The sequence below is a fragment of the Micromonospora sp. LZ34 genome, from assembly GCF_052981855.1.
The window spans coordinates 1-14,045 of the sequence record NZ_JBRIQN010000005.1 but is presented as its reverse complement, the minus strand read 5'-3'; the positions used below and the strand labels follow the sequence as shown (position 1 = coordinate 14,045).

Annotated in this window: 12 protein-coding genes; 5 read left to right on the top strand and 7 right to left on the bottom strand. The window is 73.3% G+C overall.

The features are described 5' to 3' along the window. Positions 1-46: 46 nt before the first annotated feature. The 5 genes from ACVCAH_RS07715 to ACVCAH_RS07695 all read right to left on the bottom strand — a co-directional run bounded on the left by ACVCAH_RS07715 (position 47) and on the right by ACVCAH_RS07695 (position 7,416). Positions 47-1,783 (bottom strand): GAF domain-containing protein, encoded by a 1,737-nt coding sequence (locus tag ACVCAH_RS07715; RefSeq protein WP_447135358.1) that lies wholly within the window; start codon positions 1,781-1,783, stop codon positions 47-49. A 41-nt stretch (positions 1,784-1,824) separates the two neighbouring features. Continuing rightward, positions 1,825-2,835, bottom strand: a complete 1,011-nt coding sequence (locus ACVCAH_RS07710; RefSeq protein WP_447135357.1) for an Acg family FMN-binding oxidoreductase — start codon at positions 2,833-2,835, stop codon at positions 1,825-1,827. Between the two features lie 308 nt (positions 2,836-3,143). Next, entirely contained in the window at positions 3,144-4,010 is an 867-nt protein-coding gene (locus ACVCAH_RS07705) for a universal stress protein (RefSeq protein ID WP_447135356.1), read from the bottom strand. Between the two features lie 46 nt (positions 4,011-4,056). Next, positions 4,057-6,459, bottom strand: coding sequence for a phosphoketolase family protein (locus ACVCAH_RS07700; protein ID WP_447135355.1), 2,403 nt, complete (start codon positions 6,457-6,459; stop codon positions 4,057-4,059). 126 nt (positions 6,460-6,585) lie between these two features. Continuing rightward, positions 6,586-7,416, bottom strand: a complete 831-nt coding sequence (locus ACVCAH_RS07695; protein WP_447135354.1) for a universal stress protein — start codon at positions 7,414-7,416, stop codon at positions 6,586-6,588. 600 nt (positions 7,417-8,016) lie between these two features. On the opposite strand from ACVCAH_RS07695, the gene ACVCAH_RS07690 reads away from it, so the two are divergent. Further along, positions 8,017-8,601: a hypothetical protein gene (locus ACVCAH_RS07690; protein ID WP_447135353.1), complete on the top strand. Its 585-nt coding sequence runs from the start codon at positions 8,017-8,019 to the stop codon at positions 8,599-8,601. A gap of 112 nt (positions 8,602-8,713) precedes the next feature. Here the strand turns inward: ACVCAH_RS07690 and ACVCAH_RS07685 are convergent, their stop codons facing one another. Further along, positions 8,714-9,481 carry a PP2C family protein-serine/threonine phosphatase gene (locus ACVCAH_RS07685; RefSeq protein ID WP_447135352.1) on the bottom strand — a complete coding sequence of 256 codons (768 nt, stop codon included), beginning with the start codon at positions 9,479-9,481 and terminating at the stop codon, positions 8,714-8,716. A gap of 128 nt (positions 9,482-9,609) precedes the next feature. On the opposite strand from ACVCAH_RS07685, the gene ACVCAH_RS07680 reads away from it, so the two are divergent. From ACVCAH_RS07680 to ACVCAH_RS07665, 4 genes are all read left to right on the top strand, one after another. Then, entirely contained in the window at positions 9,610-9,846 is a 237-nt protein-coding gene (locus ACVCAH_RS07680; RefSeq protein WP_447135351.1) for a helix-turn-helix domain-containing protein, read from the top strand. Next, positions 9,846-10,427 carry a Clp protease N-terminal domain-containing protein gene (locus ACVCAH_RS07675; RefSeq protein ID WP_447135350.1) on the top strand — a complete coding sequence of 194 codons (582 nt, stop codon included), beginning with the start codon at positions 9,846-9,848 and terminating at the stop codon, positions 10,425-10,427. Before ACVCAH_RS07680 ends, ACVCAH_RS07675 begins: the two co-directional genes overlap by 1 nt. A 110-nt stretch (positions 10,428-10,537) precedes the next feature. Then, a complete protein-coding gene (locus ACVCAH_RS07670; protein WP_447135349.1) occupies positions 10,538-11,542 on the top strand; it encodes a diacylglycerol/lipid kinase family protein in 1,005 nt (334 codons plus the stop codon). Next, complete coding sequence (locus ACVCAH_RS07665; RefSeq protein WP_447135348.1) at positions 11,535-12,536, top strand: YihY/virulence factor BrkB family protein; 1,002 nt, start codon at positions 11,535-11,537, stop codon at positions 12,534-12,536. Before ACVCAH_RS07670 ends, ACVCAH_RS07665 begins: the two co-directional genes overlap by 8 nt. A 13-nt stretch (positions 12,537-12,549) precedes the next feature. On the opposite strand, the gene ACVCAH_RS07660 is transcribed toward ACVCAH_RS07665, so the two are convergent. Continuing rightward, a complete protein-coding gene (locus ACVCAH_RS07660; protein WP_447135347.1) occupies positions 12,550-13,782 on the bottom strand; it encodes an RNA-guided endonuclease InsQ/TnpB family protein in 1,233 nt (410 codons plus the stop codon). Between the last annotated feature and the right edge of the window lie 263 nt (positions 13,783-14,045).

The window sequence follows — 14,045 nt, the reverse complement described above, 5'->3', positions numbered from 1 at the left end:
GAGCGCCCCATCTGGTCGTGGTGGGGTGGGGGTGGGGCGGGGAGGGTCAGTCGCGGAGGGGGATGCACCAGTGCAGTTCGGTGCCGCGTGGGGTGGCCGGGCGTACCTCGAACACGCCGCCGTGCCGTTCGGCGCGTTCGCGCAGGTTGACCAGCCCGCCCCGGGCGCCGGCCGGGTCGCAGCCCACCCCGTCGTCGGTGACGGTGACCGCCACCTGGCCGCCGTCGACCCGAACGGCGACCGCCACCCGGCGGGCGCGGGCGTGGCGTACCGCGTTGGACAGCGCCTCCCGCAGCACGGCGGTGAGGTCCGGGCGGACCGCGTCCGGCACGGCGCTGTCGATCGGGCCGACCAGCTCCAGGCTCGGCCGGTGGCCGAGCGCCTCGGCGGCCACCTCAACCGCCTCGCGGATCTCCGTGCGCAGCGCCGCGCTCATCGGCGTACGCAGCTCGAAGATGGTGCGGCGGATGTCCTTGATGGTGGCGTCCAGGTCGTCGACCGCCGCGTTGATCCGCTTGGCGATCTCGGGTTTCGTGGCCATCGGGGCGGCGCTCTGCAGCTGCAGGCCGGTGGCGAAGAGCCGCTGGATGACCACGTCGTGCAGGTCCCGGGCGATCCGCTCGCGGTCCTCCAGGACCACCAGCAGCTCCCGCTCCTCCTGGCCCCGAGCCCGCTCCATGGCCAGCGCCGCCTGACCGGCGAAGCTGCCGAGCAGGGCCAGCGCCTGGTCGTCGGCGGCGGGCAGCGCGTGGTCGGCCCGGTGCGCGATCAGCAGCACGCCGTGCAGGGTGTCGGCGGTGGCCAGCGGGGAGACCACCGCCGGCCCGGTATGCAGCAGGGCCGGCCAGGGCGCGGCGTGCGCCAGGTCGTCGACCACGTCGTGCCGGCGCTCGGCGACGGCCGCCGCGAAACTGGTCTCGGCCGCCGGCAGCACCGTGCCGACCAGCGCGCCGGACTGGTCACCGGCCCCGTCGACGACCTCGACGGTGAATTCGTCGGCCTCGGGGTCGTAGAGCAGCACCAGCGCCAGCTCGGCCTCGGCGACCTCGCGGGCCCGCCGGGCCACCAGCGCCAGCGCGTCGGTGCGGCGCACCTCGCCGAGCAGCACCGAGGTGATCTCGGCGGTCGCGGCGAGCCACCGTTCCCGCTGGTGGGCCAGGGCGTAGAGGCGGGCGTTCTCGATCGCCACGCCGGCCGCGGCGGCCAGCGCGACCACGATCTCCTCGTCGTCGTCGGTGAACTCGCCGGCGCCCTGCTTCTCGGCCAGGTAGAGGTTGCCGAAGACCTTCTCGCGGATGCGCACCGGCACGCCGAGGAAGCTGTGCATCGGCGGGTGGTGCGGCGGGAAGCCGTACGAGTTGGGGTGCTGGGTGATGTCGGGCATCCGCACCGGGCGCGGGTCGTCGATGAGCAGGCCGAGCACGCCCCGCCCGTGCGGCAGGTCACCGATCTTCGCGTGCAGCTCCGGGTCGATGCCGTGGGTGATGAAGTCGTACAGCATCCGGTCGTGGCCGATCACGCCGAGCGCGCCGTAGCGGGCCCCGGCCAGCTCGCAGGCCGCCTCGACGATCCGTTGCAGGGTGCTGCGCAGGTCCAGGTCGGTGCTGATGCCGACCACCGCGTCCAGCAGCGCCCGCAACCGCTCGCGGCTGGTGACCACCTCGCCGACCCGGTCGAGCATCTCCTGGAGCAACTCGTCGAGGCGGACCCGGGACAGCGGGCTCAGACCGAGCGACGGGGTCGCCGAGGGCTCCTGCCGGGGGTTCGCTGTGTCGGCCGCCATCGGCCGAGCCTAACGGCCGTCCGGCGGCGAGCAGGAGGCCGTCAACCCTGCCCGCCGCGGACCGCGGAGGTGTCCACCACCTGCTCGACAGCGAGCCGCGGGGTGGGCGGCGGTCCGGCGTGCGCCGGGTCCGCGATCCCCAGGCGCAGCACGAGGTACGGGTGGCCGAGCCCGGCCAGCAGCTGACGCAGCGTCTGCCGGGTGCCCTCCAGCTCCACCACCCCGCTCAGCGGCACCACCGACACGCCATGCCGGGTGGCGGTCAGCCACGCCGCGGAGAGCGCCTCGCCGGCGCGCAGCCAGCTGTCCCGCTCGTCCTCGTCGCCGTAGAGCAGCGCGTACACCGCCGCCCGGTCGTGGCCCGGGCCGATCGGCAGGGTGCCGGCGCGGCCGAAGTCGCGGGCCGGCACGGTGGTCTGCGGCGGCTGCTCGGGCAGCACCTCCGGGGGCAGCCCGGTGCCGGTGCCGGCCCGGCTGGTCCAGTAGTCGAGTTCCTCGCGCAGCTTCGGGTCCTCCGCCTCGACCGTGGCGGCGTGCCCGGCCGCGGCGGCCAGCCGCATCACCTGGTCCCGATCGAGGATCTGCAGCCGGCAACCCTCGGCGGAGACCGCCGAGGCGACCTGCCCGAGCACCGTGGTGGACACCGGCTCGTCGCTGACCGGCCGCCGGTCGGTGTGCCGCACCTGCATGCACTGCACCATGTGCATCGCGTCGGGGTCGGCCCCGGTGCGGGAGAACCCGGTCAGCCGGGCCAGCAGCTCCTCGTCGCCCGGGTCGGGCAGCCGCTCCACCAGCGCCGTCCAGCCCTCGGCGGCCAGCGCCAGCCGGGCGTGGTGCAGCGCCGTGCCGCAGCTGACGGCCAGCAGCCGCCCCTCCGGGTCGGTCGCCGCGAGCCGGCGCTCGGGGACCATCCGCAGCTCCAGCGCGTCGGGCAGCACCCGCCACCGCCACGGCTGGGTGTTGTGCACCGACGGGGCGTGACCTGCCATGGCGGCCGCCTCCGCGAGCGCGGTGCTCAGCGGGCGATCCGTCGCCGGCGTCTCGTGGCTCATCGTCACGACCTCTCGTCTCTGCCCATCGGGCCCGACCCGGGCGGCGTCGCCGGCGGGCTGCCGCTCCATCCTGCGACATCCGCCGCGCCGCCGCACGGGACGCAGGTCCCGTCGAGACCGGGTCCTTCGGCCTCCGCCCAGGTGTCCCGCCGCGCTCGCCACGGCCGGAGCGCACCGCCCGTCCCCGTTCCCGCGGCCGCCGCGACCGGGAGATGCACGGGAGATCGGGCGACGGCGGGCAGTGCCGCCGCGACGGCCGGCGTGGTGCCTGATCGCTGCGGCGGGCGCCGCCCGGAGGCCGCGCGTGGTCAGCGCTCGCGGACCACCGCGACCGGGCAGTGGGCGTGCTGGATGAGCTGCTGGCTCACCGAGCCGAGCAGCATCCCGCGCAGCCCACCGCGGCCGCGGCTGCCGACCACCACCAGTTGCGCCTCACGGCTGGCGTCGACCAGCAGCGCGGCCGGGGCGGCGGCCGTCACCTCGACGGCCACCTCGACGTCGGGGAAGGCCCGGCGCCAGCGGGCCAGCGGTTCGTCCAGCTCGGCCCGGTCGGCCATCGCCGCCTCCCGCGCCTCCGGGCCGGCCGGCGACCGCTGGCCGGCCGGCGGGTGCCAGGCCCGCACCACGCGCAGCGGCACCTGCCGTACCGCGGCCTGCTCGACCGCGAACCCGAGCGCCACCAGTGAGTACTCGGAGCCGTCCACGCCGACCACGACGTGCCCGGAGCGCCGGCCGGCTTCGCCGCGGACCACCACCACTGGGCAGTGTGCGTGCGCGGTGACCGCCACCGCGGTCGAACCGGCGAGCAGCCCGGTGAAGCCGCCGTGCCCGCGGCTGCCCAGCACCAGCAGGCCGGCCTGCGCCGACCGTTCCTCGAGCACCAGCGCGGCTGGTCCGTCGAACACCTCGCCGTGCACGGTCACGCCCGGGTTCGCCGCGCCGGCGTCCGTTGCCGCCTTGCGTACCAACTCCTCGACCTGCCGGCGGGCCGTCTCGTCGGGCCAGACGCCGGGGGCGATCCCGGGGCCGATCCAGCCGGCCACGGTGAGCCACTCGTAGACGTACGCCAGCCGGACCGGGCGGGCGCTGCGGCGGGCCTCGTCCAGCGCCCACGTCAGCGCCGCCGCGGCCTCGGTGGAGCCGTCGTAGCCGACCAGGATCTCCCCGCCGCTCATCGCGTCCGCCCTCCGTACGCCGGGCCCGCCGGAGCGCGCCGCGCGTTCACTGCCCGCCCCGCAGACCCGGCTCGGTCTCCCGGATCCAGCGCCACTCCGCCACCCGGGGGTCGTCCTCGCCGTACCGGCGGGTGTAGTCCCGGCACGACTGGCGGGCGTCGACCATCTCCTGGCGCAGGTGCGCGGCCCGGGCGGCCAGCCCCGGCACCCGGTCGATCACGTCGATGACCAGGTGGAACCGGTCGAGGTCGTTGAGCATCACCATGTCGAACGGCGTGGTGGTGGTGCCCTCCTCCTTGTAGCCGCGCACGTGCAGGTTGTCGTGGTTGGTACGGCGGTAGGTGAGCCGGTGGATCAGCCACGGGTAGCCGTGGTAGGCGAAGATGACCGGCCGGTTCTCGGTGAAGATCGTGTCGAACTCCTTGTCGGCCAGGCCGTGCGGGTGCTCCGAGGCGGGCTGGAGCCGCATCAGGTCCACCACGTTGACCACCCGGACCTTCAGGTCCGGCAGGTGCCGGTGCAGCAGGTCCGCCGCGGCGAGGGTCTCCAGCGTCGGCACGTCCCCGGCGCAGGCGAGCACCACGTCCGGCTCGCTGCCCCTGTCGGAGCTGGCCCAGTCCCAGATGCCGATGCCGCGGCGGGCGTGCTGGACCGCCTCGTCCATCGACAGCCAGTTCGGCGCGGGCTGCTTGCCGGCCACCACCACGTTGATGTAGTGCCGGCTGCGCAGGCAGTGGTCCATCGTGGAGAGCAGGGTGTTCCCGTCCGGCGGCAGGTAGACCCGGACGACCTCGGCCTTCTTGTTCATCACGTGGTCGATGAAGCCCGGATCCTGGTGCGAGAAGCCGTTGTGGTCCTGCCGCCAGACATGGCTGGAGAGCAGGTAGTTCAGCGACGCGAGCGGCTGCCGCCAGGGGATGCCCCGGGTCACCTTCAACCACTTGGCGTGCTGGTTGACCATCGAGTCGACGATGTGGATGAACGCCTCGTAGCTGGTGAAGATGCCGTGCCGGCCGGTCAGCAGGTAGCCCTCCAGCCAGCCCTGGCACAGGTGCTCGGAGAGCACCTCCATCACCCGGCCGTCCGGGGAGAGGTGGTCGTCGCCCGGCACCGTGCCGGCCAGCCAGACCCGGTCGGTGACCTCGAAGGCGGCGCCGAGCCGGTTCGAGGTGACCTCGTCCGGGCCGAAGAGGCGGAACGTCTCCGGGTTGGCGGCGATCACGTCCCGGATCCACGGGCCCAGCGCGCCGGTGGCCCCGGCGACCGTCGCGCCCGGTCGGGGCACGTCCACCGCGTAGTCGCGGAAGTCCGGCAGGTTCAGGTCGCGCAGCACCATCCCGCCGTTGGTGACCGGGTTCGCGCTCATCCGCCGGTCCCCCTTCGGCGGCAGCTCGACCAGCTCGGCGACCGGGGCGCCGGTGGCGTCGAAGAGCTCCTCCGGCCGGTAGCTGCGCAGCCAGCGCTCCAGCTCGGCCAGGTGGTCCGGGTTCTTGCGTACCGCGGACAGGGGCACCTGGTGCGAGCGGTAGGTGCCCTCCACCTGCTTGCCGTCGACGTCGCGCGGGCCGGTCCAGCCCTTCGGCGTCCGCAGCACGATCATCGGCCAGCGGGGGCGCTCGACGGCGCCGCCGGAGCGGGCGGCGCGCTGGATCGCGGCGATCTCGTCCAGTGCGCGGTCCAGCGTGGCGGCCAGCGCCTGGTGCACCCGCGCCGGCTCGTCACCGGCCACCACGTACGGCTGGTAGCCGAAGCCGCGCATCATCTCCAGCAGGTCGTCTTCGGGTATCCGGTCCAACACCGTCGGATTGGCGATCTTGTAGCCGTTCAGGTGCAGGATGGGCAGCACCGCGCCGTCCCGGGCCGGGTTGAGGAAGACGTTGGACAGCCAGCTGCCGGCCAGTGGGCCGGTCTCCGCCTCGCCGTCGCCGATCACGCAGGCCACCACCAGGTCCGGATTGTCGAACGCGGCGCCGTAGGCGTGCATCAGCGCGTACCCCAGCTCGCCGCCCTCGTGGATCGAACCCGGCACCTCCGCCGCCACGTGGCTCGGGATGCCGCCGGGGAAGGAGAACTGGCGGAACAGCCGGGCCATGCCGGCCTCGTCGCGGCCGGTGCCGTGGTACTTCTCGCTCCAGGTGCCCTCCAGCCAGGTGTTCGCCACGATTGCCGGGCCGCCGTGGCCGGGCCCGGTGATGAACATGGCGGACAGGTCACGGGTGACGATCACCCGGTTCAGGTGCGCGTAGAGCAGGTTCAACCCGGGGGAGGTGCCCCAGTGGCCGAGCAGGCGCGGCTTGACGTGCTCGGTGGTCAGCGGTTCGCGCAGCAGCGGATTGTCCAGCAGGTAGATCTGCCCGACGGTGAGATAGTTCGTCGCCCGCCAGTAGGCGTCCAGCCGGCGCAGCTCGTCTCCGGTCAGGGGGCCGTGCAGGTCCGCAGCGGTGTCCATACTGCCTGAGCCTCTCGCGGGTAGGGGAGTCCTGCATCTTCACGGCGCGGATCCGTCCGGGCCGATCTCAGCTTCGCCGCCGGTGCCGGTACGGCGCAGGGCCGTTGGTCCCGCGTCGGGCGGGCGCTACGCCCCGTTCATCGGCATCCCGGTCAGCCCCCGGATCACGATCACCGGCGCCGGCGAGTGGTAGAGCAGCGACTGGCTCACCGCGCCGAGCATGCCCCGCCCCGGCTCGTCGCCCCGGGCGGCGACCACGGCCAGCTGGGCCGACCGGGACTGCTCGACCAGGACGGTGCCCGGGTCGCCACGGATCGCGTGGCACTCGGTGGGCACCGCCGGGTGGCGGTCCGCGTACCGGGCCACGACCTGTTCGAGCTGGCCGGTCGCGTCCTCGGTGGTCTCGTCCGGCTCGACCACCCGGATGACCAGCATCCGCGCCTCGCGTCGGGCGGCGCAGTCGAACGCCCACTCCAGGGCGCCCGCCGAGCTGGCGCTACCGTCCACGCCGACCAGCACCGGCCCCTGCGGCGGTGGATCCCGGCGGGCCACCAGCACCGGGCAACCGGCCCGCGCGGCCAACTGTACGCCGGGCGCGTCGGCCGGCACGCAGTCGGCGCAGGCCGCCATGCCGCCGTCGCCGACCGCGACCAGGAGCGCCGTCTCCGAGCGGCGGACCAGCACCGCCACCGCCGCCCCCTCCACGATCTCGCGGCGCACCGACAACTCCGGCGCGACTTCCGTGGCGATCCGGGTGGCCTCGGCGAGCAACTCCTCGACCGTGGCGCGGGATTTGGCCACTGTGGGCGCCTCGAACGCGGCGGCCCAGTTGAACGCGTGCAGCAGCTGCAGTTCCCGGTTGTGCGCGGCGGCCTCCTGGGCGGCCAGTCGGACCACCGGGTAGTTGCGTTCCGAGCCGACGCCGACCAGCACCGCTGCGTCGGCGGCTGCGGCCATCCGGCATCACCTCCGCAGGCGTCGCGCCCGGCACGACTGACTCCCATCCGAGGTTAGTCGCGACCGTACGGCGGTGGGGCGGGATCGCCCGCTCTGCCTGCCCGGCGGGCAAGATCCATTCGTTGTGCGGCAACCTGCGGTGTGCGCGGTAACCGGACACCCCGACATACCGCCCATTGGGTCGATCTCCGCCGGATGCCACACGATGCCCCGAACCGGTGCGATCTGCTGGCGTCGCGTGTCGGGTGATGGGTCGGATGTCGGGTTTGTGGGTGTGACCGGGGGCATCCGGGCGGTGGAATCGGGGCCGGGCCGGGGGCGTTACATCATGCGGACGATCGAGCAGGACCACGCCGCCTACCAAGGCCGCGTGGGGTCCAGGCCCCGGAATGACGGTGGCCGGCCGGTCGTTACACATGGTCCCGGAGCCGCAAGGGCACCCCCGCCCCGCGGAGATCGCCGGACTCCCGGCCACGACGGGCCCCCCGCCCGCGAGTGTGGCCGGATCGTTCCCCCAAGTCTTAGAGCGCCGGACGGTGCTTGCGCCTTCAGTCCTTCCCCCATCTGGGCTGGTGGTGCCGACCCCCAAGGAGCTTTCTGATGAACACGATTCTGCGGAAGAGCGTGCTGGGTATTGCTGGTCTGGCCTTCGCCGGTGGCGTCTTCGCCGGCCCGGCCACCGCGCAGGCCGCCCCGGTCGAGGCTGCCAAGCCGGTCGCCGTGGTGCAGGCCGACAAGCCGGACAAGGCGAAGCTGATCCCGCACGGTGTGCAGAGCAAGCAGTCGCGGATCGACCTGAACGACGAGCAGGTCCGCAACGTGAAGGCGATCATCAAGGCGACGAAGAAGTCCGGCATGCACGAGCGGGCCGCCGTGGTGGCCATCGCGACCGCGCTGCAGGAGTCGAAGCTGGAGAACCTGGGTCACCTGGGTGACCGGAACGACCACGACTCGCTGGGCCTGTTCCAGCAGCGGCCGTCGAGCGGTTGGGGTACCCCGAAGCAGATCACGGACCCCGAGTACTCGACCAAGGCGTTCCTCAAGGGTCTGAAGCAGGTCGACGGGTGGCAGGACATGCCGCTGACCGAGGCCGCCCAGACGGTGCAGGTGTCGGCCTACCCGGACGCCTACGCCCAGTGGGAGAAGCAGGCCGCCGACCTGGTCGCCAGGTACTGGAAGAGCTGACAACCGAACAAGCATGACCTGACCGCTGGCCGGCACCCGTGACGGGTGCCGGCCAGCGGCGTATCCGCCACCGACCGCCACGGCCGGCGTGGGTCGGGTTCAGGTGGAACGGTCAGGATGCCGGGGTGGGCTGCACCCGCAGGACGGCGGCCGTGGCGTTGTCGTCGCCGCCGGCGGTCAGCGTGGCGGCCAGGACCGCGTGGACGGCGTCGGCCGGCGGGTGGGTCGACAGGATTTCCCGCAGCCGGTGGTAGCCGACCTGGTCGCTGACCCCGTCGGTGCAGAGCAGCCAGGTGTCGCCGGGACGCAGCGTGACGGCGAGCAGGTCCGCCTCCGGCTCGTCCGGGTGGCCGGCGTACCGGGTGAGCTGGTAGCGGGCCCGGGCGGCGGCGGGTGAGTCGGCCGGATACCAGCCGTGCACGACGCCGAGCCACGCCACGGTGTGGTCCACGGTGAGCAGTTCCAGCAGGCCACCGCGCAGCCGGTAGGCGCGCGAGTCGCCGAGCTGCGCCAGCCAGCCCCGGCCGCCGTCCGGTTCCACGAGCAGGGCGGTCAGCGTGCAACCGGTCAGCTCGACCCGGCCCGCCCCGGCGGCCCGTACGGCTGCCTGCGCCCGGGCCACGGCGGTGCGCAACGGCCCGGGCCCGGACGTGGGCCACCCGGCCCGGACCTGCTCGACCAGCGTGCCCATCGCCGCCGCGCCGGCCCGCCGGCTGCCGTCGCCGTCGCCCATCCCGTCGGCGACGGCCGCGAACGGCAGCGCCGGATCGACGTGCAGCACGTCGTAGTTGGCCCGGTAGCGGTTGCCGACCACGCTGCCACCGGCGATCTCCACGGTGACCCCGCCGGCCGACCATCGGCTGCCGGATCCGCCGACCACGGCGCTCACCGGAGTGGCAGGTCGGGACGGTACGGGACGTGCGGCACGCGCGGACCGTAGCACCGGCCGGAGCGGACCGGGTGTCAACATGGGTTGACAGATCCCGACTGTCAACGTAAGTTGACGACATGAGTCAGGCGACGGAACTCGCGGCGGCCGCCGGCAGCACCGACCCCCGGGTCGGCCTGCGTGCCGTCCACGCGCTGCGCCGGCTGCTCGAGCGGCTCGAGGTGGTCCAGGTGGACAACGCCCGTCGACAGGGCTGGTCCTGGCAGGAGATCGCCGACGCGCTCGAGGTCAGTCGGCAGGCGGTCCACAAGAAGCACGCCGGGCGACCGGCGGTCGGACAATCCTGGGAGGCGTGATGTTCGAGCGGTTCACCGACCGTGCCCGCACCGTGGTGCGGCAGGCGCGCGAGGAGGCCCGGACCGAGGGCCAGCGGCCGGTCGGCACCGAGCACCTGCTGCTCGCGCTGCTCGCCGACGGCGACAGCCTCGCCGCGCGGGTGCTCGCCGACGCCGGCGTCCGCGGCGACGACCTGCGGGAGCGGATCCGGCGGCACACCGCGCACGGGGCCAGCGGCCTCGCCGACGCCGACGCCGCCGCGCTGCGGGAGATCGGCATCGATCTGGCCGCCATCGTGGCCCGGATCGAGGCGTCGTTCGGCCCGGACGCGCTCCGCGAGGCGGTGCCGGCGCCGCGCCGCTGGTGGGGACGCCGCCGACGGTACGCGGGCGGCCCGTTCTCGCCCCGGTCGAAGAAGGTGCTGGAGCTGTCGCTGCGCGAGGCGGTCCGACTGCGGCACAACCACATCGGCACCGAGCACCTCCTGCTCGGGCTGCTCCGCGAGGGGCAGGGGCTGGCCGCGCAGGTGCTCACCGAGGCCGGGCTGGACCTCGACGACCTGCGTCGCCGGGTGGAGGTCGCCTTGCGTACCGCGGCCTGACCCCGGTGGCGCGGTGAGCGGGTCGGAGCGCGGCAAACCTGTTTGTGGCACTGCCGACGGCGGGTGCGCGTGGGCTCGCTGAACGCCCCCGGGTGCTGCACACTGGCGCCGTGGATGCTGGACAGGACAGCCGACCGACGGCGGACGCCGGCGGGCCGCGCTCCGCCGTGGTGGTCAACCCGGTCAAGGTGGCCGACCTCGACGAGCTGCGCGGGACCGTCACCGACGCGCTCGCCGCCGCCGGCTGGCCGGAGCCGCTGTGGTACGAGACCACCGTCGAGGACCCGGGCCGGGGCCAGACCGAGCAGGCGGTCAAGGCTGGCGTCGAGGTGGTCTTCGCCTGCGGCGGCGACGGCACCGTGATGTCCTGCGTCCGCGGGCTGGTCGGCACCGACGTGGCGCTGGCGGTGCTGCCCCAGGGCACCGGCAACCTGCTCGCGGCCAACCTCGGCCTCTCCACCGACCTGGCCGCCGGCATCGAGGTCGCGGTCGAGCGTGGGCGGCGGCTGCTCGACGTCGGCGCGGTCGAGGACCACTACTTCACCGTGATGGCGGGCATGGGCTTCGACGCCCAGATGCTGGCCGCGACCAGCGAGACGACCAAGGCGCGGATCGGCTGGCCGGCGTACGTGGTGGGGGCCGTCCGGCACCTGCGGGACCGGCCGATGCGGGTCTCCATCAGCCTCGACGACCAGCCACCGCTGCGGCGGCGGGCCCGTTCGGTGCTGGTCGCCAACGTCGGCCGGCTCCAGGGTGGGCTGACCCTGCTGACAGAGGCCGAGCCGGACGACGGCTACCTCGACGTCGCCGTGCTCACCCCGAACACCCTGCGGCACTGGCTCGCGCTCGGCTGGGCCGTGCTGCGCCGGCGGGACCGCGTCCCGCGGATGGAGGTCTTCCGCTGCCGGCGGGTGGAGATCACCAGCAACCGGGCCCAGCCCCGGGAACTCGACGGCGACCTGATCACGCCCGGCCGCACGCTCAAGGCGGAGATCCGCCGGCGGGCGCTCTGGCTGTGCGTACCGCAGCCGGAGCGGGCGCGCGACCTGACCGTGGACGTGGACGCCGCGGCCGAGCGGGGCGAGCAGCTGATCGAGGAGGCCCGCCGTGAGTAGCACCCGGATCGTTCCGGAGACCCGGCTGATGGCCGACGAGGAACTCTCCGCCGACGACGCCTGGCACACCCTGCGCCGGGAGGGCGGCTGGCACCTGCTGCGGGACGCCTTCATCCGGTTCCGCTACGGCGACGGGTTCAGCCACTCGCGCGCCTTCGCGCTGCAACTCTGCCTCGCCGTGGTGCCGTTCATGATCGCGCTGACCGGTCTGATCAGCGAGCTCGGTGTGGAGGAGGGCGGGCAGGTCGTCGCGGACACCGTGCTAGCGCTCACCCCCGGCGCCAGCGAGCCGATGGTGGCGGAACTGCTGGGGGAGCGGGAGAGCACCGAGCGCGCCGGTGAGCTGGCGCTCACCCTCGGCCTGCTGACCGGGCTGGTGGCGCTGACCACCACGATGGCCCAGATCGAGCGTGGCGCCAACCGGATCTACGGCGTGGAGCGGGACCGCCCGGCGCTGTGGAAGTACCTGCGTGCCGCGATCCTCGCGTTGAGCGCGGGCGTGCCGGCGCTGACCGGCTTCCTGATCCTCGTCGGCGGCGGCCCGATGGGCGACTCCGTGCAGCGGCACTACGCGTGGGGCGAGTCCGTCCACGGCGTCTGGGACGTGGTCCGCTGGCCGCTCAGCCTCGGGCTGACCGTGCTGGCCGTGGCCGTGCTGTTCCGGCACGCCCCCCGGCGCAAGCAGCCGGGGCTGTCCTGGCTGATCTTCGGCGCCGCCATCGCCACCGCGCTGTGGTGGCTGGCCAGCCTGCTGCTTGCCGGGTACGTGGCGTTCAGCGACGAGTTCGGGCAGACCTACGGCGCGCTCACCGGGATGATGGCGTTGCTGCTCTGGGCCAACCTCACCGGGATGGCGCTCTTCGGCGGGCTGGCCTTCGCCGCCCAGTTGGAGGCGGTGCGGATCGGGGTGCAGGAGCCGGCCCAGCCCGACCTGTGGGAGCCCGAGGCGGAGCGGGACGAGGCCCTCGACACCGGCGAGATGACCTCGCTTTGACGTTCTCTCCGTCCTAGAGGACGGAGGTTCCCTCTGCGTTGCGCGTGGGACGCGCAACGTCCGGGTGGATTCCTGCTTCTCGGCGCGGTGCCGGCACGGGTGCCGGTCTTACCTGCGCTCCACAGGCGTTTAGGCTCTCGGCGCGTCCCGCCGCGAGCACGTTGATCGCCGCGTTGACGTCCCGGTCGTGAACCGCCCCGCAGGGGCAGGTCCACGACCGGACGGACAGCGGTTTCGGCCCGTCGACCCGGCCGCACTCCGAGCACATCCGCGAGGTCGGCGCGAACCGGTCGATCCTGGCGAAGGTCCGCCCGTACCGGGCGGCCTTGTATTCCAACATCTGCACGAACTGCGACCAGCCGGCATCGTGCACAGATCTCGCCAGCCGGGTGCGGGCGAGGCCGGTCACGCACAGGTCCTCGACGTACACCGCTTGGTTGTCGCGGATGATCGCCGTGGAGAGCTTGTGCTGCCAGTCCCGCCGCGTGTCAGCCACCCGGGCATGCGCCTTCGCGACCTTGACGACAGCCTTCTTACGATTCGCGCTGCCTCGCTGCTTGCGCGAGAGCGCCTGTTGCCGCTTGCGGAGTTTGCGGGCAGCCCGGCGCAGAAACTTCGGCGCGGCTACCTTCGTGCCGTCGGACAGGACCACGAAATTCGTCAAACCCAGATCGATGCCGACCTCGACGTCCGTGGGCGGCAGTGGCTCGTTCGTCATCTGCACGACGAACGAGGCGAAGTACCGTCCCGCCGCGTCCCGGATGACCGTGACCGACGTGGATGCCGCCGGCAGTCGCCGGGACCAGCGCACCGCCACGTCGCCAATCTTCGGCAACCGGAGCCGGCCGTTGTCGAGGACCGTGAACCGGGCGTTCGCGGTGAACCGAATCGCCTGCCGGTTGTCCTTGCGAGACCGGAACCGAGGCGGCGCCACCTTGCGCCCCTTGCGCTTACCGCTGACCGAGGCAAAGAAGTTCCGGTACGCAGTGTTCAGGTCCGCCAGGGCCTGCTGAAGCACCACCGCCGACACCTCACCCAGCCACGCCCGCTCGGGCGTCCGCTTCGCCTGCGTAATGACCCGCTTCGACAACTCGCCGTCCGGCAGGTACGCCTCGCCGGCCTCATGGGCCTGCCGGCGTGCGCGCAGCCCGTCGTTGAACACCACCCGCGCGCACCCGAACGCCCGCGCCAGCGCTTTTTGCTGAGCGGAAGTCGGGTAGAGGCGGAAGTTGTACCGGAGTTGCACGTTGAACAATCTAGCGTTGGCCTATGACTGGTATTGGAAGCGCTCGCAATGGCAGGCATTGGCGCCTTCGTGCCGCATGCCCGCTTGTCTTCGTGTCCCACTTGTTGGTGAACTACCCACTCAAAGGTCGCCCGGTCGAAGCTGGTCAACAGCCTCGAGGACCTGTCCTCCGGGACGACGCATGCGGGCTCTTCGAACTTGAGCGGGGTTCGCGGCTGGCGGTGACCCGGACGTGAAGGGCTCGCAGCCCATCAGTGATCATC